Consider the following 23,449-nt stretch of genomic DNA (forward strand, 5'->3'; position numbering starts at 1 on the left):
CGGCTCCTTTATACTTTATTGATAGATATCATTGTACACGATTTGCGAAAAAAAAGCCTATTTCTTTAAGTGCTATGATAAAATAATAATAGTGTCTTCATTAGAAAAAGAAATAAAAAGCGGGGAGTTAGCATGCAAACGTTACTGCTATGGTTGTTTTACCTTTCATCTTTTTATGCATTCATTCCCGGCATCCTGACCCGGATATTCGGTTTTCGAGTATTTCGCAGGGGAACAGGCTTGGAAGACTTCGCCTTAACCTTTGATGATGGTCCTGATCCGTTCTATACGCCAAGACTGCTGGATCTATTGAAGCGGTATAATATGAAAGCGACTTTTTTTCTGGTCGGTTCCCATGCCGAGAAGCATCCGGAAGTCGTCAAACGCATTCATAGCGAGGGTCATCTGATCGGGATTCACAACTATGTTCACAAGAGCAATTGGTTAATGCGACCCGTGACCGTCCGCAAGCAAGTCAAGCGCACGGACGATATCATCTACGCCATAACCGGCGAGCGCTCGCGATATTACAGACCGCCTTGGGGAATCGTGAATTTATTCGATTTTGCCAAGAATACCGGCTGCCGCATCATCTTATGGTCCTCGATGTTTAATGATTGGCGAAGCAAGATCGGCGCTGACAAGCTGACTCAGCGTATGCTGGCCAAGCTGAACGGCGGCGAGGTTATGCTCCTCCATGACTGCGGTACGACGATGGGAGCGAACCCCGATGCGCCGGAGCAAATGCTGATTGCCTTGGAACGCGTACTGAAAGTCGCAGAGCAGAAGGGAATGAGAAGCATCCGAATCGACGACATGATGGCTAAGGAAAGCAAAGCGAAAGCGAAGAAGCTGTCTCCTCTCAAGCGGTTGATCGTCTCGTTGTGGCTCTTGTGGGAAAAAGCATTTCATGCGGTGTTCGCGCTCGAAACGGTTAATCCGGAGGATCCGATGCTGCATTTCCGAAAGCGTGCCTTCACCGGCAAAACGGTCGTGATGGAAGACGGCAGCCGGCTTGAGAAGGGTGACCAGGTGCTCGAGCTCCACTTTGACAACAAAAAATTGTTCGAGATCGGCAGCCGCTCCCGCTCGGAAGTGCAGCTTGCCATCAAAATGATTCGTGCCGTGCAGAAGGATTTGCCTTCTCTGGCGAACATGGTGCTGGACCGGCCCGAGTTTAAGGATATCAAAGGTTTGTATGCCGTAACCATGATTTCGCGGGGCCCCGAGCAATTTGGATTCCATGTGATGGATTTGCCTCGGGGGCTGTTCGCAAGTTCGTCCAGATTGTATCTGAAACTGCTGCTCAGCGTCATTCACCCGAAAGGTCAGGCCCGCCTGAAGGAGGGCACCCAGATGATGGAGCCGAGAATGCTCATCATGCCGGTGGATGTTCTGATCGGACGTTATGCGGAAAAGAAAACGCAGGTTTTGCCTCCATCGGAGGAACAGCAGGAAGTTCAACAGGAGCACGCGGGTGATCTGGCGGTTGCCAGTGTCTCGCAAGGCATGTAGTTCATCGAAACGATGCTTTCCGCCATTATGCATGGATTATCTCTTAGATGGTTTTGGTTATTAAAAAAGGGGTTATCCCCGCAGGCTTTTGCTAATGCCTGCGCGGGATAACCCCTTTGCTTTATTAAGGATTAGATTTTCAATACGCCGCCAGAGCTGGCGTTGGTCACAAGCTTCGAGTAGCGGGCAAGGTAACCGGTTTTCACTTTAGGTTCGAACTCAACCCATTTGCTGCGGCGTACAGCCATTTCCTCTTCGGAAACGTCCAGCAATTGAATCGTCCGTTTATTCAGGTCCAGCTCGATGATATCTCCGTCTTCAACGAAAGCGATAGGTCCGCCTTCAGCCGCTTCCGGCGAGATGTGTCCGATGCTGATGCCGCGGGAAGCGCCGGAGAAGCGTCCGTCCGTGATCAGACCGACTTTGGCTCCAAGACCCATGCCTGCAATCTGCGAGGTCGGCGCCAGCATTTCCGGCATGCCCGGTCCGCCCTTCGGCCCTTCATATCGAATGACAACCACATGGCCTTCCTTGACCTTGCCGTTGGCAATGCCGCTAAGCGCCTCGTCCTGGGAGTCAAAGCAGATAGCAGGTCCTTTATGGTATCCGCCAACCGACGGATCGACCGCACCGACTTTGATGATGGAACCTTCAGGAGCCAGATTACCGTACAGTACCGCGAGTCCGCCGCGCTCGGAATACGGGGAATCGATCGGATGGATGACGTTCTCATCCTGGATTTCGCAGCCCTCTACGTTCTCGGCCAGCGTTTTGCCGGTTACGGTAATGCAATCTCCGTGCAATGCACCCGGCTTCTTCAGGAGCTCGTGCAGAACCGCGCTCACACCGCCTGCCAAATGCACATCCTCGATGAAGTAATCCGAAGCCGGAGCCAGCTTGGAGATGTGAGGAACGCGGTCAGCGACTTCGTTGATCCGCTCCAGCGGGTAATCAAGGCCGGCTTCATGGGCAAGCGCCAATGTATGAAGCACCGTGTTGGTGGAGCCGCCCATCGCCATATCGAGCGCAAACGCGTTGTCGATCGCTTCCACGGTTACGATGTCACGCGGCTTCAGGTCCATTTTGACAAGCTCCATCAATTGTTTGGCCGATTGTTTAACAAATTCTCTGCGCTCTTCGGCGATGGCAAGAATGGTGCCGTTGCCCGGCAGAGCCAGACCCAGCGCTTCGGCGAGGCAGTTCATGGAGTTGGCGGTGAACATGCCGGAGCAGGATCCGCAGGTTGGACATCCGTATTGTTCCAATTCCAGGAGCTCATCGTCATTGATTTTGCCGACCTGGTGAGCGCCGACGCCTTCGAATACGGAAGTCAGGGACAATTTGCGGCCTTTGCTGTCCACGCCGGCCTTCATCGGTCCGCCGCTGACAAACACCGTCGGGATGTTAACGCGCAGGGCGCCCATCAGCATGCCTGGCGTAATTTTGTCGCAGTTCGGGATACACACCATGCCGTCGAACCAGTGGGCGGATACAACGGTTTCCAGGGAATCCGCAATGATCTCGCGGCTTGGCAGCGAGTAGCGCATGCCGATATGTCCCATGGCAATTCCGTCATCCACGCCGATGGTGTTGAACTCGAACGGAACGCCGCCGGCTTCACGGATCGCATCCTTCACGATCTTGCCGAATTCCTGAAGATGCACGTGACCCGGAACGATATCGATGTAAGAGTTGCACACGGCGATGAACGGTTTGCCGAAATCCTCTTCCTTAACGCCTGCTGCACGCAGCAAGCTGCGGTGCGGCGCGCGGTCAAAGCCTTTCTTGATCATGTCTGAACGCATTTTTTTGGTTGTCATGATGTCGATTTCCCCCCAGATCTATTATAAAATTGTTACGCTTTAGCGCGGTCTTCCGGCAAAGCAGCCGGGTACCTGTAAACAGCGAATAGGTTTTAAATGAGTCTATCACAAAAAGGCAGGTTTTTCTACATGATATTAATAGGAAGCGATGGAAGGAAGGCTGTCGTGGCGGCCAAGAAAAAGCCTGTCCCCCTTGGTCGGGAACAGGCTTCCTACGGATTGGGTATGCTATTTCTTGCCGCCTTTGCGGCCAATTTCCTGATAGAATTCGCGATTATGATTCCGCGAGGTCGCTTCGCCGCCCTTTTGACCGATTTCCTGGTAAAACTCGCGGCTATGGTTTTTGGACGTCGCTTTGCCGCCTTTTTTGCCGATTTCCTGGTAGAATTCGCGGCTGTGTTTTTTGGCGGTGGCTTCGCCGCCAAGACGTCCGGCTTCTTCGCGGGTCATCTTTCGATTGCTGTTGGTTGCCATGAACAAATCACTCCTTTACCGTCGTATTTGCTATGCGTATATGTTACTTACCACGGTCCATTTGTCATGAATCAAAACATTCGACTAAAGATTGGTAAATTTTCAAGTCGGAGCGATTTCTTGATCCCATGCGCTAATAACGCTTAAATCAGAGTTTATTTCATGGTTTAATAAGAGTATGATCAAGAATAGGATAGGGAGGTTTTGAACCGTTGCCGTTTGTTCAACTGAAAGGACGAACCGTTCCCTGCCAAGGGATCTTGTTTGATAAAGACGGTACGCTGCTTCATTTCATGGCGCTGTGGGGAGGATGGGCCGATTATGTGCTCGAGTTCATGGAGGAACGGCTGGAGCTGATGGGATCCGGCTTTACACTGCCGAAAGAGCAGGTGCTGGGGACCAAGCACGATGCCGGCGGACGCGTATCGGGGTATGATCTGCGGGGTCCGCTCGCCATGGGGACCGTGGAGGAGACGAACGGGCTTCTGGCTTGGCAATTGTACGCAGCCGGGATGCCATGGAACGAGGCGATTGTGCAGGTCCATCAGATTACGAAAAATGCCATGTACGAAGTCCGCCAGCGAAAGCCGGCATTCCCGATGCCCGGACTGGAACATTTCCTGAAAAAATGCAGCATGGCCTCCGTGAAGATGGCAGTGGTGACTTCGGATCAAACCTCAGGTGCCATGGAGCAGTTGGAATGGATGGGGCTTCGCTCGTATTTTACGGTCATCATGGGAAGAGATCAGGTTCGAAATGGCAAGCCGCACCCCGAAATGACCGAGGCGGCCTGCCGCCGGCTCGGGATCAAACCGGAGGAAGCGGTCGTCATCGGCGACAGCAACGCGGATATGCAGATGGCGAAGCAAGCAGGCGCTGCGCTGGCCGTAGGTTTAATGTCGGAGGAAGGGGAGCCGGCGCATCTGACAGATGCCGATGTTGTCATATCCGATTATAATGAATTAGACGTGCACAGGTAGACGTGTTATTTTAAGGGCTGTACGGAGGTGTATAAGAGTGGAGAACAGGGAAAAGATCGAGCAGTTGGCAACATGGATCGAAGCGAGCGACTACATTGTTTTTTTCGGGGGAGCCGGTACCTCCACCGAGAGCGGAATTCCGGACTTCCGTTCGGCAGCCGGACTGTACCAGAGCGAGCACCAGTCTCCGTATCCGCCGGAGGTCATGCTCAGCCATACTTTTTTTATGCAGCATCCGGAAGTGTTTTACGACTTTTACCGGAGCAAGATGCTGCACCCGTTTGCGCAGCCGAACGGCTGTCACCGCCTATTGTCGAGACTCGAGCATGATGGGAAGCTAAAGGCGGTCATCACGCAGAATATCGATGGTCTGCATCAGTCGGCGGGATGTTCCGAGGTGCTGGAGCTTCACGGTTCCGTGCACCGCAATTATTGCATGGATTGCTCCCGATTCTACAGCCTTCAGGATATTCTGGACATTAAGGAAATCGTCCCGCGCTGCAAGGATTGCGGGGGGCTGGTTCGGCCGGACGTCGTGCTGTATGAAGAGGAATTGGACCAGAACGTCATCATGCGCTCGATCCAGGAAATATCGACGGCCGACTTGTTGATTATTGGCGGGACTTCCCTGACGGTACACCCCGCTGCGAGTTTGATATCCTATTTTCATGGAAGCAAGGTAGCATTGCTGAATGCAGATCCAACCCCATACGATCACCGGGCAGGCCTCCTGATTGCGGATCGGATCGGTCAAGTCATGACGCAGGTGGATAAACTGATCAGCACGTGACGGAGACAAAAGGCGGCGTATTGCGGCACCTGCCCCTGTAATCGTTTTCTTGTCAAAGGAAGACCAAACGCGATAAGATGGAATTTAGCAATGACCTATTCACTCAGAGAGGCAGGGATTGCAAGTGACCTATGTGGCTAGCGAAGACCGCTATGAAGGAATGAAGTATAACCGCGTGGGGCGGTCCGGGCTGAAACTTCCCGCGATCTCCCTTGGATTATGGCATAATTTCGGTGGCGTCGACACGTACGAGAACGGGCGGAACATGATTACGCGCTCCTTCGATCTGGGCATCACCCACTTCGATCTGGCGAACAATTACGGACCTCCTGCAGGCTCTGCCGAGGAGACTTTCGGTAAAGTGCTTTCCAGAGACCTTAAGGCATATCGTGACGAAATCGTCGTTTCGTCCAAAGCCGGCTATTATATGTGGCCCGGTCCTTACGGCGATTTCGGATCGCGTAAATATCTGGTATCAAGCCTCGACCAGAGCTTGAAGCGAATGGGCCTGGACTATGTGGATATTTTCTATCATCATCGGATGGATCCGGAAACGCCGCTCGAGGAAACCATGGCAGCGCTGGATCATCTCGTTCGTTCCGGCAAGGCGCTGTATGTCGGAGTCTCCAACTATTCGCCGGAGAAGACCCGGGAAGCGATATCGATCCTGAAAAGCCTGGGTACCCCGCTGCTCATCCATCAACCGAGCTACTCCATGCTGGACCGCTGGGTGGAGAACGGTTTGCTTGACGTCCTGGAAGAGAACGGGGTCGGAAGCATCGCCTTCACGCCGCTTGCCCAAGGGCTTTTGACGAACAAATATTTGAACGGCGTGCCTGTCGATTCCCGTGCCGCAAGCGCATCCGTGTTCCTGAACGAAAGCAATATCACGCCTGAGGTGCTGCGCAAGATCAGAGCCTTGAACCAAATCGCCCAAGCCCGGAACCAGAGTCTGGCTCAATTCGCGCTCGCCTGGGTTCTGCGCGGCGGCCGGGTGACGTCTGCCCTGATCGGAGCAAGCAAAGTAAGCCAGATTGAAGACAACGTGGCTGCCTTGAACAATCTGGAGTTCTCGAAGGAAGAGCTGGATCGGATCGAAGCGATTCTCAAAACGGAGAATGCATCTCCTTCGGAAGGATAGATGCTGACGAAACATGGTGGCATTGAAATAGATACAAAAAAAGGAGCGCTTTTAGGTTGATAACCGGCCTGAAGGACGCTCCTTTTTTTGCTAAGGAATATCATGGGCGCAATCTTTAAGTAAGCGCGGATGAAGAGATGATGTCCTTGCGGTACCGCGACGGGGATCGGCCGACGAGCCGCTTGAATTGGCGCGAGAAATAGAGCGGATCGGTCAGTCCGACCGATGCGGAAACCTGCTCGATGGACAAATCGGGACGTTCGCGCAGCAGCCGTTTGGATTGGTCGATTCTTAATTTAAGCAGATACGTGATCGGAGTCATGCCCGTTTCCTGCTTGAAGATCCGTGACAGGTATGCGCGGTTGTAGCCCAGGCTCGTACACATCTGTTCGATCGAGACGGGATGGGCGTATTGGGAAGCCATGTAACTGATCATCTGCTTCACCGTGCGCTGAACCTGGGGTTCTGACAGCGTCAATCGGGACGGCCGGTCGCTCTGATTCATGATCTCGGCCCAGATTAAATGCAGGTAACCGATGGCGGCCATGTGAGAGCTTTCTTCCCTGGATTGAAAATGGCCCTGGATGAGGGATACATAGCCGGGAATGGGGTTGTTCTCCACGAGGTGGAGGACAGGCTTTTCGGGTGTGAGCCCCAAACGGGATATCTCTTCATCGGCGTGTTCTCCGTCGAAGGCGACCCAGCGGTAACGCCACGGCTGGCTCGCATCGGATACATAGCTGACAATCTGGCCGGGATGGATCAGGAAGCAATCGCCGGGCCCGAGCTGGTATCTGTCGGTTTCGGTCCGAAATACGCCATGGCCCGATTCGATGACGTGCAAGAGGTAATGATCGAATATTTTCGGCCCCAACGCATGCTCCGGAAGGGTCTGGCTCTCGCCGGCGAATCGCACGTGGAGCCAGCCGCCGCCTTGCTGTGCTGGGTTGGAAGCAACAGAATAGGTTGGTTTCATCATTCATTTTCCTTTACAATGAGTTTGGGAAAAAGAGGAACTACAGGGATTTCGTGATCATGAATTTATTGTACCTCTATAAGTCACATAAATCCATATGTAACACACAAGATTTCATTATCGGTAAACGAGATTTCCATTATACTGAAGACAGTAAAACTACCATATGTACAGGATGGAGTGATAGGCAGTGACGACGCAACAGCTTATGGAAAGATTTATGGACAAGCACGGTGAGAGCCAGCATAAGGTTCGCATATTTAATGCGCCGGGGCGCGTGAACCTGATCGGGGAGCATCTGGATTACAACGGAGGCTATGTGCTTCCGGCAGCCCTGGAGTTTGGTACAACCTTGATTATCCGGCCGCGTGACGATAACAAGGTGAGCTTTTCATCCACCAATATCCCCTATGAATTAACGATCAGTCTGGACGAGGATTATGGCTACAAAATCGATCAATGGACGGATTACCCGGTCGGCGTCATTACCGAGCTGAATAAAATCGGCTGCGGGCTCAGCAGCGGCTATGACCTGCTGTACCACGGGGATATCCCGAACGGGGCAGGCCTCTCGTCCTCGGCGTCCATCGAAGTGGTCACGGCTTACGCCTTCTTGAAGATGGAGGGCAAGGAGACGGATACGGTGGAGATCGCCAAGCTTTCGCAGCGGGTGGAGAACCTGTTCGTCGGCGTCAACTCCGGCATCATGGATCAATTCGCCGTAGCCAACGGCAAGCAGGATCATGCCATTCTGTTAATGTGCGATACGCTGGAGTATGAGCTGGTGCCTTTCCGGACCGGAGCATACAAAATCGTGATTTCGAATACCAACAAACGGCGCGGACTCGTCGATTCCAAATATAATGAACGCCGCAGCGAATGCGACCGCGCTTTGGAAATTTTGCAAAAGGAGCTCCCGGCGTTATCGTATCTCGCCCAGCTGAATCCGGATCAATTCGCGACCTTGCGGGACAGCATCCGGGATGAGACCGTCAGAAGACGCGCCCAGCATGTCGTTGAGGAGAACCAGCGCGTGCTTGATTCCGTGAAGGCTTTGAAAGAGGGGAATCTGGAAGTTTTCGGACAGTACATGAATCAGTCCCATGACTCTTTGCGTTATCTGTACGAAGTCACGGGCGACGAGTTGGATGCTCTGGTGGAAGAAGCCCAGCGGATTCCGGGTACGCTCGGTTCCAGAATGACGGGAGCCGGCTTTGGCGGCTGCACGGTATCCCTCGTGCACGAGGACGCGGTGGAACGTTTCATCGCGGAAGTGGGACAGCAGTATGAGGCCAGAACGGGACTGAAGGCGGACTTCTACGTATGCGGCGTAGGTCAAGGCGTGCATGAAGTAAAGGAGGGCGAATAATATGGCTATTTTAGTGACTGGCGGAGCAGGTTATATCGGTTCACATACCGTGGCGGAGCTGCTGGAGCAAGGGGAAGACGTTGTTGTCATCGACAGCCTGGAGACGGGGCATCGCGAAGCGCTGCTGGGCGGAAAACTGTATGTCGGCGATCTGCGCGACAAGGCGCTGCTGAAGCAGCTGTTCTCGGAAAACGATATTGATGCCGTTATCCATTTTGCCGCGAATTCTCTGGTCGGCGAGAGCATGAAGGATCCGGTGAAATATTACGATAACAACGTGTACGGCACGCTGTGCCTGCTGGAAGCGATGAATGAGGCGGGCGTTCGAAAGATCGTCTTCTCTTCAACGGCCGCGACCTACGGTGAGCCCGAGAAGGTGCCGATCGAGGAAACGGACCGGACCCAGCCGACGAACGTGTACGGGGAAACCAAGCTGATGATGGAACGGATGATGTCCTGGTTCGATACCGTGCTCGGGGTGAAGTATGTCTCCCTTCGTTACTTCAACGCGGCCGGCTCGCATGCCAGCGGCAAGATCGGCGAGGATCACCGGCCGGAGAGCCACTTGATTCCGCTCGTTCTGCAAACCGCTTTGAAGCAGCGCGCCAGCATTTCGGTGTTTGGCGACGATTACGCAACTCCCGATGGCACGTGCGTCCGCGATTACATTCACGTCAGCGATCTGGCGAATGCGCATCTGCGCGCGGTTGAATACCTTCGTCGCGGCGAGTCCAGCAATGTGTTCAATCTCGGCAACGGACTCGGGTTCTCGGTCAAGGAAGTGATCGAGACATCGAAGCGGGTGACGGGTGCCGACATTCCGGTTGTCATGGAAGCCCGCCGTGCGGGTGACCCTGCGGTATTGGTGGCGTCTTCGGACAAAGCGCGCACGGTTCTCGGATGGACGCCGTCCAGAACGACGCTGGAGGAGATTATCGAGAGCGCATGGAAGTGGCACAGCAGCCGTCCGGACGGTTACGGCGACAATTAATCCAAGGGGGACGATGAACATGAATGCTGCAACATCAAGTACTCCCGAATCCAAGCAGGTTCTGCATGCCATTGAAATGCTGGTGCGATTCGCGCTTCATAAAGGCCTGATCCAGGCAGCGGATGCGGATTACAGCCGCAACCTGCTGCTGGAGGATTTCGGGTTCAGCGAGCCTTACGGCGACGAAGTGAACGACCTGATGCCGGATGGGCCCCAGGCTATGCTCGACATCCTGATCGATTACGGTGCGGCGCATGGCATGATCCCGGAGAATACCGATACGTACCGGGATTTGCTGGACGCCAAAATCATGGGCCGCCTCATGGCAAGACCTTCGGAAGTAACCGCTCGGTTCCGGACGGTAGAGCAGGAGCAGGGGATCATCGAGGCTACCCGGCAATTTTACAACCTGTGCATCGACTCCAACTATATTCGGATGGATCGCGTAGCCAAAAACGAATACTGGCGGCATGCCAGCGCGTATGGCGATATTGAGATTACCATCAATCTATCCAAGCCGGAGAAGAGTCCGAAGGAAATCGCCATGGCCAAACTGCTGCCTCCGCCGATTTATCCGAAATGCCAGCTATGCCGGGAGAACGTGGGTTATGCAGGCAGGGTCAATCACCCGGCGCGGCAAAACCTGCGCATTATCCCGCTGGAGTTGAACGGTGAGCCATGGTTCTTCCAATACTCGCCGTATGTTTACTATAACGAGCACTGCATCGTGTTCCACCACGATCACGTGCCGATGAAGCTGACCAAGGCGACGCTTGCCCGCCTCTTGAGTTTTGTTGATGCTTATCCGCATTATTTTCTCGGATCGAACGCGGATCTTCCGATTGTCGGGGGCTCCATTCTCACACATGATCATTTCCAGGGGGGACGGCATACCTTCCCGATCCAGAAAGCACCGAAGGTGGCCGGGTTTACGCACGGGGATTATCCGGGGGTATCCGTTGCCATCGTGAAATGGCCGATGTCGGTGATCCGGCTATCCTCAAGCGATCGGGATTCGCTGCTTGAATGCGCGAACGGCATTTACGAGGGCTGGAAAACCTACAGCGACCCTTCGGCAGACATTGAGGCCTTTAGCGAAGCGGACGGCGAACGGGTCCGCCATAATACGGTGACTCCGATTGCCCGCCGTAATGACGAGGGCATCTATGAGATGGATCTGGTTCTTCGGAACAATCGCACCAACGAGCAGCATCCGGAAGGGATCTTTCATCCTCATCGGGAGATGTTCCACATCAAGAAGGAAAACATCGGCTTGATCGAAGTGATGGGGCTGGCGATCCTGCCGGGCAGGCTCAAGGAAGAGCTGGATCAGATCGCCGAGATTCTGGCGGGGAACGAGGCACTGTATGCGGACAGCCAGGCTGCTGACCATCCGCTCGCCGTCCACGGCGACTGGATCGAGGAGCTGCGGGGCCGGGGTATAGCCGCATCCGATAAAGCCGGGGCCACCCAGCTGGTACGCCTGGAGGTCGGCAGCAAATTCACGACGATTTTGGAGCATGCCGGGGTATACAAACAGACGGCGGAAGGGCAGCAGGCATTTCAGCGCTTCCTGAGCCATATGGGATACGTCCCTGACAGCAGATAAATATTCTTGGATGGAAATATGATGTATTGAAGCTAACGATAACCAGGATCATCATTCAAACAGCCGATCATTCCGAAAGAAGGACGGCTGTTTGTTTTGCATAATGGGAATGGTATAGAATGAAAAAGCACGCATGAATGAATTAGATGCAAACCAGATGTGATGGAGGTAATGTGACATGAGACCTTTTGTCTTTCATAATCCGACTCAGTTGATTTTTGGCAAGGGCAAGCTGAGTGCTTTAAGCGGTGAAGTGGCCAAATACGGCCGGAATGTTTTGCTGGTGTACGGCGGCGGCAGCATCAAGCGCAGCGGCCTTTACGATCAGGTCATCGCCTTGCTGAAAGAAGCGAATGCGGTGGTGACGGAGCTTGCCGGGGTGGAACCGAACCCGCGCCTGTCAACGGTACATAAAGGAGTGGAGTTGTGCCGGGAGCATCACATTGACCTCATTTTGGCCGTCGGCGGCGGAAGCGTCCTCGACTGCTCCAAAGCGATTGCCGTAGGGGCCAAGTATGACGGTGATATGTGGGATTTCGTAGAGCGCAAAGCCGTACCGCAAGCGGGTCTGCCGCTTGGAACGGTGCTTACGATGGCCGCAACGGGATCGGAGATGAACGGCGGCTCCGTCATCACCAATGAAGTGACCCAAGAGAAGATGGGCTGGGGCAGCCCGCATGCTTATCCCGCATTTTCGATCCTGGACCCTGTGCATACATTCTCCCTTCCCCGGGATCAAACGGTGTACGGTATCGTGGATATCATGTCCCACGTACTGGAGCACTACTTCCACCAAGATACCAATACGCCGGTACAGGACGGGTTCTGCGAAACGATTCTTCGAACCGTTATCGATACGGCGCCGAAGCTGGTTGAGGACCTGGAGAACTATGAGCACCGCGAAACGATCATGTACTGCGGGACGATGGCGCTGAACGGGATGATCAACATGGGTATGGCCGGCGACTGGGGAACCCATAACATCGAGCACGCGGTGTCTGCCGTATATGACATTCCGCACGGCGGGGGCCTGGCGATCCTGTTCCCGAACTGGATGAAATATAATCTGAACGCGGATCCTCAGCGCTTCAAGTCGCTTGCCGTGAATGTATTCGGTGTTGATGCAGCCGGAAAAAGCGATGAAGCGGCCGGACTGGAAGGAATCGAGGCGCTTCGCCGCTTCTGGACTTCCATCGGTGCGCCGAGCACGCTGGGAGATTACGATATCGACGATCGCGAGATCGGGTCCATGGCCGATAAAGCGATGCGCTTCGGTCCTTTTGGCAACTTCCGCAAGCTGCAGCGCGAGGACGTCGTTGAAATCTATCGGATGTCGTTATAGGGGTTGTCCTGTCGTTAGCTGACAAGGAATAGAAAATGGTTTTAAAGCCTGCCGGTTCAAGCCGTGCAGGCTTTTTTGCTGGGGCGTCGAATATAGATATGAAGAGATTTTCATACGTTTGAGGCAAATAATTGAAACTTTAGCAAACATTTTGCCGTATTACTTGTTATACACAGTAAGGAATTCCAGAGGGGGCAATCAACATGGAAGCGTTATATTGGGGCTGTCTGATCGGAGGCGTGATCTTCGCCATCGTAACCGTGGTGCTAGGCGACATACTTAGCTCGGCGCTTGACGGATTGTTGGACTTTTTGTCAGTGGATTTTTTCAATCCGGTTGTGATCGCTGGGGGAATCACCGTATTCGGCGGAACCGGAATCATGCTGACGAAATACACGGATTTGGCGGCAGGTGCCCATGTAACGCTATCTGTCTTGGCGGCCATCGTCATTTCGATTCTCGTCTACTTCGGGTACGTGAAACCGATGGAGAACAGCGAGAACTCGACGGGCTTCTCCATCAAGGAGCTTGCGGGCAGGATCGGCGTAGTCACGGTGCCGCTTCCTGCTGAAGGATTCGGGGAAGTGATGGTCAAGGTCGGCGCAGGCAACACGATGCACATTGCCTCCAGCTTTGATCGTCAAACGCTTCCGGCAGGTGTCCGCGTGGTGGTTGTCGACATTGTTGATGGCGTCCTGAGGGTGTCCGAACTGGAAGAACGAAAAGGAGAGGATTGATTCAATGCCAGAGTACTTAGTAATTCCGTCGATTGTTGTAGGCGTCATTGTCGTGTTAGGACTTGCGTTCTGGGCCCGCTACAAAACGGTGAGCCCGGATGAAGCGATGATTGTCACCGGTTCTTTTTTGGGAAGCAAAAATTTGTCGGAGGACGAATCCGGCCGCAAAATCAAAATCGTGCGCGGCGGCGGCGCTTTTATACTCCCCGTGTTTCAGCGCTCCGAATTCGTATCGCTCTTATCTCATAAACTGGATGTCATGACGCCTGAAGTGTACACGGAGCAGGGCGTGCCGGTTATGGCGGACGGGGTGGCCATCATTAAAGTGGGAAGCTCGATCGAAGATGTGGCGACTGCAGCCGAGCAATTCATGGGCAAGCCCATTGAAGCGCTGAAGGGTGAAGCCCAGGAGGTGCTGGAAGGCCATCTTCGCGCCATTCTCGGTTCCATGACAGTAGAGGAAGTATATCGTAACCGCGACAAGTTCGCGCAGGAAGTTCAGGGGGTTGCAGCAAGAGACCTGAAGAAGATGGGTCTGCAGATCGTCTCCTTTACCATTAAGGACGTTCGCGATAAGCACGGATATCTGGAAGCGCTTGGTAAACCGCGGATTGCTACGGTCAAGCGGGATGCGGAGATTGCCGAAGCCGAAGCGATGCGGGATGCTCGGATTCAGAAGGCGCGCGCAGAAGAAGAAGGACAGAAGGCCGAGGTCGTACGCGATACCAATATCGCGGAAGCCGAGAAGGAACGTGAGCTGAAGGTCGCGTCCTTTAAGAAGGAGCAGGATACGGCGAAGGCCGAAGCGGACCAAGCTTATCATATTCAGGAAGCCCGTGCCAGACAAACGGTGGTCGAGGAGCAGATGAAGGTTGAGCTCGTTCGTAAGGAACGCGAAATCGATCTGCAGGAAAAAGAAATCATGGTTCGCGAGAAGCAGTATGACGCGGACGTGAAGAAAAAAGCCGAAGCGGATCGCTATGCCGTTGAGCAGGCCGCCGAAGCGGATAAAGCCCGGAAGATGCGCGAAGCGGATGCTGTGCAATACTCCATCGAAACGCAGGCCAAAGCGTCTGCCGAACAGAAGCGCCTTGACGGTATGGCGGTTGCGGATGCCGAGCGCGCGAAAGGTACGGCCGAAGCCGAAGTCATCCGCCTGCGCGGTATTGCCGAAGCTGATGCCAAAGAGAAGCTGGCCGAAGCGTTCCAGAAGTTCGGCGAGGCTGCTGTGCTCGATATCATCGTGAAAATGCTGCCTGAGCTTGCCGGGAAGATTGCTCAGCCGATCTCGTCCATCGACAAGCTGACGGTTGTCGATACGGGCAAAGGCGAAGGAGCGGCTCGCGTGAGCAATTATGTGACCGAGCTGATGTCCACGGCGCCTGAGATGCTGAAAAGTGTGTCCGGGATTGACGTGGAGGATCTCATTAAGGGATTAACAACGAAAAAATCCGCCACGGCTCAAAAGCCGGTGTCAATCGAGCAGGAGCTTGTACCGGTCCCTGTAGAGACAAGTGCCGCTAAGGAAGAGTAGATCAAGCGTAAGCAGGGCCGGAATACATGGTGGCAGGCAGCGGTACGGCACCTTGAAGACTTTGGCAACCACAAATGATTTTGCCGCGCTCTTATATTTCTGATAAGATATCCGAGTATACGCGTATGAATCAAAAAGAGGTGCGAACGTGAGCAGCTTACAAGTGGCTAAAGTGTTGAACAATAATGTAATCATAGCGAAGCATCCTCAACATGGCGAGGTTGTTGTTATCGGCAAGGGCATCGGCTTTAACCGGAAGAATAAAGACCGTATCCCTGCCGCCGCTGCCGAGAAGATGTTCATTTTGACCAAACCGGAGGAGCAGGAGCAGTATAAGCAGCTGGTGCCTCACATCGACGAGAAGCTGATTGAGGCGATGAATGATATTATTCTGAATGCCGCCAAGTCCAGCGACGCTCCTCTGAATGAGCATATCCACATTGCCTTGACGGACCATATCGCATTTGCCATTAAACGCCATGCCCAAGGTCTTTATATCCACAATCCTTTTTTATACGAAACCAAAGAGATGTACCCTGAAGAGTACGAGATGGCCGAATATGCCGTCCGTACCATTCGGGAGAAGCTCGGTGTTGACTTAGGCGAAGAAGAAATCGGATTCATTGCCCTACATTTTCATGGTGCGCTTACGAACCAGCATATCTCCGAGGTCCGCAAGCACTCGGAGCTGATCGCGGACCTGGTGCATACCGTCGAGCAGCAGCTGGAGTACGCCATCCCGAGGGATACGCTGGATTATTCCCGATTGCTGACGCACCTCCGGTTTGCGTTGGAGCGGATTCGGCGGGGAGAAGCGGTGAACGAGACGAGTTCGCTTGACGGCCTTCTGAAGCGTGAATATCCCGAGACCTATTCCTTGGCATGGAAGTTGACCAAGATGATGGAGCAGCGGCTGAAGAAACCCGTCTATCCCGCTGAGGCCGGTTATTTGACCATTCATTTGGAACGGTTGGTCCAGCGTAAAGAGCAGGGCGAGCAAATGTGAAGATTTTATTAAGTCCCTTACCATGTGGTTGCAACGATAAATGAACGGTGTTACAATACGAACAGTTATGAACCATAAAACTTCAAATCCAACGTGTAACTGATTCGATCAGGCATGAGTATTGCAGGAATTTGGTTGTTATTACCCATTTTTGGGTAATCTAATCCATGAGATTAGCCATCCATTTACCTGTGGTCACTCATGCCTTTTTTGGTTTGATGGTTTTATGATGATCTACCTGCAGCTTGCGATAACAACTAGAGACAGAGGGTGAGAATTTTCATGTTTAAGCGGCTTTTTGGCGTACTGCAAAGGGTCGGTAAAGCTCTGATGCTGCCAGTGGCCATATTGCCGGCGGCCGGACTATTGCTCGGTCTTGGAAATATGCTGGTCAACCCCGATTTCCTGCAATATGCACCTTGGCTGGATGCGGCCTGGGTTCAAGCGGCTGCCACGGTCATGATGAATGCGGGACAAATCGTATTCACGAACCTATCCTTGCTGTTTGCAGTGGGGGTTGCGGTCGGTTTGGCCGGAGGTGAAGGCGTTGCGGGACTGGCCGCGATCATCGGTTACCTTGTCATGAACGTCACCATGGGCAGCGTGATCGGCGTGACGCCGGCCATGGTCGGCACGAATTACGAATATGCCAGCGTGCTTGGCATTCCGACGTTGGCTACCGGGGTATTCGGCGGAATTATCGTCGGTATATTGGCAGCCAGCATGTACCGACGGTTTTTCAAAATCGAGCTTCCGTCCTATCTGGGCTTTTTTGCAGGAAAACGTTTTGTTCCGATTATGACGGCCGCAACGTCCGTTTTGCTTGGTCTGTTGATGGTGTTTATATGGCCGCCGATCCAGTCGGCGCTTAACACGGCATCGCATTTCATGCTGGAACAAAATCTGACGCTGTCCGCTTTTGTGTTCGGCGTCGTGGAACGCGGATTGATTCCGTTCGGCCTGCACCACATCTTCTACTCCCCGTTCTGGTTTGAATTCGGGGAATACCTGAACCAGGCAGGACAATTGGTTCGAGGGGACCAGAACATATTCATGGCCCAGCTTCGGGACGGCGTCGAGTTTACGGCAGGCACCTTCATGACGGGTAAGTATCCGTTCATGATGTTCGGTCTCCCTGCGGCTGCGCTTGCCATCTATCATGAGGCAAGACCGGAGAACAAAAAGTTCGTGGCCGGCATCATGGGGTCTGCGGCGCTGACTTCCTTCTTGACCGGGATCACGGAACCGCTTGAGTTCTCGTTCCTGTTCGTAGCACCGATCCTGTTCGCCGTGCATGCGCTGTTTGCCGGCCTGTCCTTCATGACCATGCATATTTTGGGCACCAAAATCGGCATGACCTTCTCCGGCGGCCTGATCGACTACATGATCTTCGGTGTCATTCCGAACCGGACGCCATGGTGGAATGTTCTCATCGTGGGTGCTATTATGGCTGTAATCTATTACTTCGGCTTCCGTTTTGTCATTCGGAAATTCAATCTGAGGACGCCGGGGCGCGAGGAAGCTACGACGACCGAGCCGGAATCAGGCTCCGGGGCAGCGGGCGCTGGCAGTAAAAATGATCTGCCGTATAATATCCTGACTGCACTGGGCGGCCAGCCTAACATCGCGCATCTGGATGCATGCATCACTCGTCTGCGCGTAGAGGTAAAAGACAAGGGCCATGTCGATAAGGCAAGGCTGAAGCAGCTGGGTGCGTCTGGCGTGCTGGAGGTGGGGAATAATATCCAGGCGATATTCGGAACCCGTTCCGATACGATCAAATCGCAAATCCAGGACATCATGTCGGGAATAACGCCGACCACTGCACCTCAAGCGGAGACGATGCCGACAGCTCAAGAGGAACAGCAGGCCGGACATGACGGGGAAACGCTCGTTATGGAGGAAATCGTATCGCCGGCCGATGGAGAGCTTATGGATATTTCCCATGTGCCTGACCCCGTGTTTGCCGAACGGATGACAGGTGATGGATTTGCGATCGTGCCTCATAACGGAACGATTGTGTCTCCCGTTAACGGCACCGTGTTCAATGTGTTCCCCAGCAAGCATGCCGTCGGCATTATGTCGGATGGCGGCAAGGAAGTGCTTGTCCATATCGGCGTCAATACCGTTAAGCTGAAAGGGCAAGGATTTGAAGTCCTTGTGCAAGAGGGGGATCTGGTCTCCACGGGTCAACCGATCATGCAAGTGGATTTGGATTATGTAAAGGAAAATGCCAAATCGATCATTTCTCCTATTATCTTCTCGAATCTGCCGGAGGGAGCTTCCGTGAAGCTGAACAAGACCGGTGAAGTAAAAAGCGGCGAGGAAGGGATCATTACCATATTGAAACCTTAACCTCACGATGGTTTCCAGGATTCTAAAAATTAAAATATACGAAAGTAGGATGATGAACATGCAACAAACATTCAGAATTATTGACGAAGACGGAATTCACGCACGCCCGGCAACCGCATTGGTGAATACGGCTAACAAATTCCAGGATACCAACTCTTTTGCCGAAGCTAACGGCAAAAAAGTAACGCTGAAGTCGATTCTGGGCGTTCTGTCCCTCGGATTGGAGCAAGGCGACACATTGACACTGATCACGGAAGGCGGCAATGAAAGCGAGGCGCTGACAGCATTGCAAGAAGTGATGGTGAACGAAGGGCTAGGCGAGCTTCATGAATAATTTGAAAGGTATCGCGGCTTCCGCAGGTATCGCGATAGCACGTGTTTTTACGCTGGAGCATCCGGATTATTCCGTCTCGGAGAAGCAAGTGACGGACACGGATGCGGAGCTCGCGAAGCTGGATGCGGCTTTGGCCCAGTCACAGGCTGAGCTGGAAGCGATCAAAGCCCGCACGCTTCAGGAACTCGGGGAGAAGAAGGCTGAGATTTTCGAATCTCACCTTCTCATCCTGAATGATCCCGAATTGATTGAACCGGTCAAGGCGAAAATCGCTTCCGAATCGGTTAACGCGGAATATGCGTTGAACGAAACGGCAACCCAGTTCATTCAAATGTTCGAGAACATGAAGAGCGCCTACTTGCAGGAGCGAGCAGCGGATATGCGCGACGTCACCAAGCGCATCCTGAAGCATCTGCTCGGCTTGAATTATGTCAGCCCTTCGGAGATCAGCGAAGAAGTGATCGTGGTTGCAGAGGATTTGACTCCGTCGGATACCGCGCAATTGAACCGGAACTACGTTAAGGGCTTCACGACGAATATCGGCGGACGTACCTCGCACTCCGCCATCATGGCCCGTTCACTTGAAATTCCGGCTGTCGTCGGGACGAAGAACGTGCTCTCTGCGGTCCAAAACGGGGATTTGATCATCGTTGACGGATTGGAAGGGGATGTCATCGTTAATCCTACGGAAGCCATCGTAGAACAATACCGTGCGAAGCAGGACGCCTATGCCAAGCAGGTGGAGGAGTGGAAGAAGCTGCGCTCCGAACCGACGGTTTCCAAGGACGGAATCCATGTGGAGCTGGCTGCCAACATCGGGACACCGAATGATGTGACCGGCGTGCTGGAGAACGGCGGAGAAGCCGTAGGATTGTACCGTACGGAATTCCTGTACATGGGCAGAGACAAACTTCCTTCCGAAGAGATCCAGTATGTCGCTTACAAATCGGTTTTGGAGAAAATGGAAGGCAAGCCGGTTGTTGTTCGCACGCTTGATATCGGCGGGGATAAGGAGCTGCCGTATCTGGATCTTCCCAAGGAAATGAATCCGTTCCTCGGATTCCGTGCCGTCAGATTGTGCCTGGACCGCCAGGATATTTTCAGAACACAGCTTCGGGCACTGCTGCGTGCAAGCGTCCACGGAAACCTGCGAATCATGTTTCCCATGATAGCGACACTGGGCGAGTTCCGCGAAGCCAAAGCACTTCTGGAGGAAGAAAAGGCTAAGCTTATAAGCGAAGGCATTCCAGTTTCCGAAGAAATCCAGCTGGGCATCATGGTGGAGATTCCATCTACCGCCGTGCTTGCCGATCAATTTGCCAAAGAGGTGGATTTCTTCAGCATCGGAACCAATGACCTGATTCAATACACGATGGCCGCCGACCGCATGAATGAACGGGTTGCGTATCTATACCAGCCATACAATCCGGCGATTCTGCGACTGGTTAAAATGGTCATCGATGCCGCCCATCGCGAAGGCCGCTGGGTAGGCATGTGCGGCGAAATGGCCGGCGACGCGACTGCTATTCCGATTCTGCTCGGTCTGGGGCTGGATGAGTTCAGCATGAGCGCCACCTCCATTCTGCCGGCTCGCAGCCAGATCGGGAAGCTGTCCCGCAGCGATATGCAGGCACTTTCAGCCAAAGCGCTTGAAATGGGTACCGCAGAGGAAGTAGTGGCTCTGGTGGAATCCATTGAGGCTGCAGCCGAGTAAGAAGGAAGACAACGTACAACTTGATCGATCCCTGCAGTGTCGTATTACGTTTGTTTCTGGGGACTCTACCAATCTTTTTCCACGATAGCATCACATTGACAACATCTGTCCATAGCGGACAGATGTTTTTTTGTCAAAAGAAAGACACCGGGCATATTTGCTAGTATAATAGCCTAAATATATAGTGAATTGGCCTGGAACCCAAACCAATTCAGGGCTTTTGGCATACCATGATATATGAAAGCGTTCTAAATTCATGTGCTAGAGGTCTGTCTTATGATTCAGGCGCCCATACTAGGAAGTAAATCTACTATAAGTGACGGTGACGATGAGTATGGACATGATCAAGAGCTGCACAAGCGTTAAGCTGGGAGCGACCTACCGAAGAGAGGGAACGGCCTTTCAGGTATGGGCTCCGGATGCGGTTAATGTAAAGCTGGCTTTATATGATGGTCCGGGAGAATATAACGAGCAGGGTCTTGTGACGGATCACGAGGGCGGTACGCTGTATGCGATGGTCCGGAATGAGGACGGCGTATGGTCGGCTCAGGTAAACCGTGATCTTCATGGAACTTATTATATGTACCGAATCGAATCTGCGGAGGGGGCCGTCTGTTATGCCGTTGACCCTTATGCAACCGCTGTGTCCGCGAATGGCTGCCGCAGCGCGGTGGTCGACCTGGCGAAGAGCAATCCGCCGGGGTGGGAGCAGGATGTTAGACCCAACCTGCTAAAGCCTACGGATTCGGTGCTCTACGAGCTGCATGTACGCGATTTCTCGATTCATACGGATTCGGGAATGAAATATAGAGGAAAATACAAGGCATTTACGGAGGGCGGTCTGCGAGACTCCGAAGGAAACGCCCTTGGTCTGGATCATCTTGAAGAATTGGGTGTGACCCATGTGCATCTGCTGCCGGTATTTGATTTTCGGACGGTCAATGAGCTGGACGGATATGCAAGCGGGCGCTTAAGCCGCGAGTATAATTGGGGCTACGATCCGCAGAATTACAATGTGCCTGAAGGTTCGTATGCAACAGATCCCATGGATCCGATCGTGCGCATCCGGGAGCTGAAGGAGATGGTTTTGGCCCTCCATGCAAGGGGAATCCGCGTCGTCATGGATGTGGTTTACAACCATACGTATACGGTGGACGACGGCCCGTTCGAACGATTGGCGCCGGGGTACTTCTATCGCAAGGACGGATACGGGAATCTATCGAACGGTTCGGGCGTAGGGAATGAGCTGGCCACGGAGAATCCGATGGTGCGCAAATACATCAAGGATTCGTTAAAATACTGGGCCGAGGAATATCATATCGATGGTTTCCGGTTTGATCTGATGGCTCTGATCGATACAACGACGATAAAAGAGATCGTAAGCGAGCTGCGCCGAGAGGTCGACCGTTCTCTCTTGTTCTATGGTGAGCCATGGACGGGAGGAATGAGCCCGTTAACGGAGCAAACCGTCAAGGGAAGCCAGAAGGGTCAAGGCTTCGCCGTATTTAATGATCATTTCCGGCATGCCATCAAGGGGGACAATGACGGGCGCGGCCGAGGGTTTGCTACGGGCGAGCCATGGTACGAAGGGGCCGTCGTTGAAGGAATGATGGGCTCGATCCATGATTTTGCGCTCCACCCGGAGGAAACGGTGAATTATGTCACCGTGCACGACAATTTGAATCTGTGGGACAAAATTATAGTGGCGCAAGGCATGGAAGAGCAGGCAGGGCTTCTCCGTTTGACGGATGGGAAGCTGGTTAACGGAGGAGATGTATGGCAGGCAACCGCTGCGTCCACACCCTATGCCGGCATACCCGATGAAGATGTGATGTCGGCTGCGGCCGTGCGCCGGAGCTTGCTGGCTAACGGCATCGTGCTGCTCTCCCAGGGGATTCCGCTGCTGCATGCGGGCGATGAGCTGCTGCGCACGAAATACGGCGATCATAACAGCTACCGCAGCGGGGACGCCATCAATGCCATTCGCTGGTCCAATAAGCGACGCTTCAAACCGGTGTTCGATTATTACAGAGGTCTTATCGCCCTGCGAAAAGCCCATCCGGCGTTCCGGATGGCGTCAAGAGAAGAGATCGAAGGCCATATGGAAGTGCTGCGAAGCAGCGATCGGATCATCGCTTACCGCCTTACGAAGCCAGCCGAACAAGGCAGCTGGGGGCAAATCGTCGTCATCGTTAACGGCAATGAACATGAAATGCCGGTGGATCTGCCGCCTACCCCTTACCGCTGGAACATCGTGGTGAATGATCGTCAGGCGGGAACGGATACGATCCAGGCGCTGGATCAAGGGAAGGCAGTCGTTCAAGGTCTGTCGCTCATGGTGTTATATGAGGATCTGGCCCAGATGAAACAGGGGCTGACGGCCGTTGAGATCGAATATGAGAGACGCGACCAAGGGTACGAGGGCTGGAACGTATGGGTATGGGGAACGGGCGTGAAGGATGGCAGCATTCCATTCTCCCTCACGGACAGCGGCAGGGCGCGGGCGGTCTTCTACGCGGCTTCCGGAACCGATCGGATCGGCTGTATCGTCAGGCTGAATGAGTGGGAGGACCGGGAAGGCGAGAAGGATTGGTTTATCGATATTCCGCCGGATGAAGCAGAGGTTCGGATTGCGCTGCGAAGCGGTCAAAGCGAAGACAGCGACACTAAAGAGCAGCGGGATATCGCCAGTTAAAATAGGATGAAATAACAAGGAGCCCTTTCCATGGTGAAAAGGGCTCTTATTTACATATTTTCAA

General features: G+C 53.4%; 17 protein-coding genes and 1 pseudogene. 15 read left to right on the forward strand and 3 right to left on the reverse strand.

From position 1 onward, the window contains the following. The first annotated feature begins 132 nt into the window (after positions 1-132). Positions 133-1,515: a polysaccharide deacetylase family protein gene (locus tag M1D70_RS07970; RefSeq protein WP_456289588.1), complete on the forward strand. Its 1,383-nt coding sequence runs from the start codon at positions 133-135 to the stop codon at positions 1,513-1,515. Positions 1,516-1,646: 131 nt separating this feature from the next. Here the strand turns inward: M1D70_RS07970 and ilvD are convergent, their stop codons facing one another. Continuing rightward, the gene (ilvD, locus tag M1D70_RS07975; RefSeq protein ID WP_009592740.1) at positions 1,647-3,335 is read right to left on the reverse strand and encodes a dihydroxy-acid dehydratase; all 1,689 of its coding nucleotides are present in this window, start codon (positions 3,333-3,335) and stop codon (positions 1,647-1,649) included. A gap of 237 nt (positions 3,336-3,572) precedes the next feature. Continuing rightward, positions 3,573-3,812, reverse strand: a pseudogene (locus M1D70_RS07980) (KGG domain-containing protein); the annotation flags it as partial. Between the two features lie 212 nt (positions 3,813-4,024). On the opposite strand from M1D70_RS07980, the gene M1D70_RS07985 reads away from it, so the two are divergent. The 3 genes from M1D70_RS07985 to mgrA all read left to right on the forward strand — a co-directional run bounded on the left by M1D70_RS07985 (position 4,025) and on the right by mgrA (position 6,723). Then, positions 4,025-4,792: an HAD family hydrolase gene (locus tag M1D70_RS07985; protein ID WP_456289589.1), complete on the forward strand. Its 768-nt coding sequence runs from the start codon at positions 4,025-4,027 to the stop codon at positions 4,790-4,792. Positions 4,793-4,829: 37 nt separating this feature from the next. After that, positions 4,830-5,582 carry an NAD-dependent protein deacylase gene (locus tag M1D70_RS07990; protein WP_009592798.1) on the forward strand — a complete coding sequence of 251 codons (753 nt, stop codon included), beginning with the start codon at positions 4,830-4,832 and terminating at the stop codon, positions 5,580-5,582. Positions 5,583-5,706: 124 nt separating this feature from the next. After that, positions 5,707-6,723 carry an L-glyceraldehyde 3-phosphate reductase gene (gene mgrA, locus M1D70_RS07995; RefSeq protein ID WP_009592780.1) on the forward strand — a complete coding sequence of 339 codons (1,017 nt, stop codon included), beginning with the start codon at positions 5,707-5,709 and terminating at the stop codon, positions 6,721-6,723. A 115-nt stretch (positions 6,724-6,838) separates the two neighbouring features. On the opposite strand, the gene M1D70_RS08000 is transcribed toward mgrA, so the two are convergent. Further along, positions 6,839-7,702, reverse strand: coding sequence for an AraC family ligand binding domain-containing protein (locus M1D70_RS08000; protein ID WP_456289590.1), 864 nt, complete (start codon positions 7,700-7,702; stop codon positions 6,839-6,841). 187 nt (positions 7,703-7,889) lie between these two features. Here M1D70_RS08000 and M1D70_RS08005 point away from each other — a divergent pair, with 187 nt between their 5' ends. The 11 genes from M1D70_RS08005 to pulA all read left to right on the forward strand — a co-directional run bounded on the left by M1D70_RS08005 (position 7,890) and on the right by pulA (position 23,385). Next, positions 7,890-9,068, forward strand: coding sequence for a galactokinase (locus M1D70_RS08005; RefSeq protein WP_009592765.1), 1,179 nt, complete (start codon positions 7,890-7,892; stop codon positions 9,066-9,068). Between the two features lies 1 nt (position 9,069). Further along, complete coding sequence (gene galE, locus M1D70_RS08010; RefSeq protein WP_009592759.1) at positions 9,070-10,059, forward strand: UDP-glucose 4-epimerase GalE; 990 nt, start codon at positions 9,070-9,072, stop codon at positions 10,057-10,059. 19 nt (positions 10,060-10,078) lie between these two features. Beyond that, the gene (locus tag M1D70_RS08015; RefSeq protein WP_456289591.1) at positions 10,079-11,668 is read left to right on the forward strand and encodes a UDP-glucose--hexose-1-phosphate uridylyltransferase; all 1,590 of its coding nucleotides are present in this window, start codon (positions 10,079-10,081) and stop codon (positions 11,666-11,668) included. 178 nt (positions 11,669-11,846) lie between these two features. Then, positions 11,847-13,010 carry an iron-containing alcohol dehydrogenase gene (locus M1D70_RS08020; protein ID WP_096772960.1) on the forward strand — a complete coding sequence of 388 codons (1,164 nt, stop codon included), beginning with the start codon at positions 11,847-11,849 and terminating at the stop codon, positions 13,008-13,010. 203 nt (positions 13,011-13,213) lie between these two features. After that, positions 13,214-13,747, forward strand: coding sequence for a hypothetical protein (locus tag M1D70_RS08025; RefSeq protein ID WP_009591830.1), 534 nt, complete (start codon positions 13,214-13,216; stop codon positions 13,745-13,747). 4 nt (positions 13,748-13,751) lie between these two features. Continuing rightward, complete coding sequence (locus M1D70_RS08030; RefSeq protein ID WP_009591831.1) at positions 13,752-15,281, forward strand: flotillin family protein; 1,530 nt, start codon at positions 13,752-13,754, stop codon at positions 15,279-15,281. Between the two features lie 148 nt (positions 15,282-15,429). After that, positions 15,430-16,287: a glucose PTS transporter transcription antiterminator GlcT gene (gene glcT / locus M1D70_RS08035; RefSeq protein ID WP_456289592.1), complete on the forward strand. Its 858-nt coding sequence runs from the start codon at positions 15,430-15,432 to the stop codon at positions 16,285-16,287. Positions 16,288-16,569: 282 nt separating this feature from the next. Further along, positions 16,570-18,642, forward strand: a complete 2,073-nt coding sequence (gene ptsG / locus M1D70_RS08040) for a glucose-specific PTS transporter subunit IIBC (protein WP_456289593.1) — start codon at positions 16,570-16,572, stop codon at positions 18,640-18,642. Positions 18,643-18,700: 58 nt separating this feature from the next. Further along, complete coding sequence (locus tag M1D70_RS08045) at positions 18,701-18,976, forward strand: HPr family phosphocarrier protein (RefSeq protein WP_009591829.1); 276 nt, start codon at positions 18,701-18,703, stop codon at positions 18,974-18,976. Beyond that, positions 18,969-20,690: a phosphoenolpyruvate--protein phosphotransferase gene (gene ptsP, locus M1D70_RS08050; protein WP_456289594.1), complete on the forward strand. Its 1,722-nt coding sequence runs from the start codon at positions 18,969-18,971 to the stop codon at positions 20,688-20,690. Before M1D70_RS08045 ends, ptsP begins: the two co-directional genes overlap by 8 nt. Positions 20,691-21,030: 340 nt before the next feature. Next, complete coding sequence (gene pulA / locus M1D70_RS08055) at positions 21,031-23,385, forward strand: type I pullulanase (protein ID WP_456290402.1); 2,355 nt, start codon at positions 21,031-21,033, stop codon at positions 23,383-23,385. Positions 23,386-23,449 lie beyond the last annotated feature (64 nt).

This window comes from Paenibacillus sp. AK002 (assembly GCF_053903045.1).

What these genes read in the sequence shown, in the direction of transcription:
- M1D70_RS07970 (WP_456289588.1), top strand. Translation starts at nt 133, where the DNA reads ATGCAAACGTTACTGCTATGGTTGTTTTACCTTTCATCTTTTTATGCA.
- ilvD (WP_009592740.1), bottom strand. Translation starts at nt 3,335, where the DNA reads ATGACAACCAAAAAAATGCGTTCAGACATGATCAAGAAAGGCTTTGAC.
- M1D70_RS08000 (WP_456289590.1), bottom strand. Translation starts at nt 7,702, where the DNA reads ATGATGAAACCAACCTATTCTGTTGCTTCCAACCCAGCACAGCAAGGC.
- galE (WP_009592759.1), top strand. Translation starts at nt 9,070, where the DNA reads ATGGCTATTTTAGTGACTGGCGGAGCAGGTTATATCGGTTCACATACC.
- M1D70_RS08015 (WP_456289591.1), top strand. Translation starts at nt 10,079, where the DNA reads ATGAATGCTGCAACATCAAGTACTCCCGAATCCAAGCAGGTTCTGCAT.
- M1D70_RS08020 (WP_096772960.1), top strand. Translation starts at nt 11,847, where the DNA reads ATGAGACCTTTTGTCTTTCATAATCCGACTCAGTTGATTTTTGGCAAG.
- M1D70_RS08025 (WP_009591830.1), top strand. Translation starts at nt 13,214, where the DNA reads ATGGAAGCGTTATATTGGGGCTGTCTGATCGGAGGCGTGATCTTCGCC.
- M1D70_RS08030 (WP_009591831.1), top strand. Translation starts at nt 13,752, where the DNA reads ATGCCAGAGTACTTAGTAATTCCGTCGATTGTTGTAGGCGTCATTGTC.
- ptsG (WP_456289593.1), top strand. Translation starts at nt 16,570, where the DNA reads ATGTTTAAGCGGCTTTTTGGCGTACTGCAAAGGGTCGGTAAAGCTCTG.
- M1D70_RS08045 (WP_009591829.1), top strand. Translation starts at nt 18,701, where the DNA reads ATGCAACAAACATTCAGAATTATTGACGAAGACGGAATTCACGCACGC.
- ptsP (WP_456289594.1), top strand. Translation starts at nt 18,969, where the DNA reads ATGAATAATTTGAAAGGTATCGCGGCTTCCGCAGGTATCGCGATAGCA.
- pulA (WP_456290402.1), top strand. Translation starts at nt 21,031, where the DNA reads ATGATCAAGAGCTGCACAAGCGTTAAGCTGGGAGCGACCTACCGAAGA.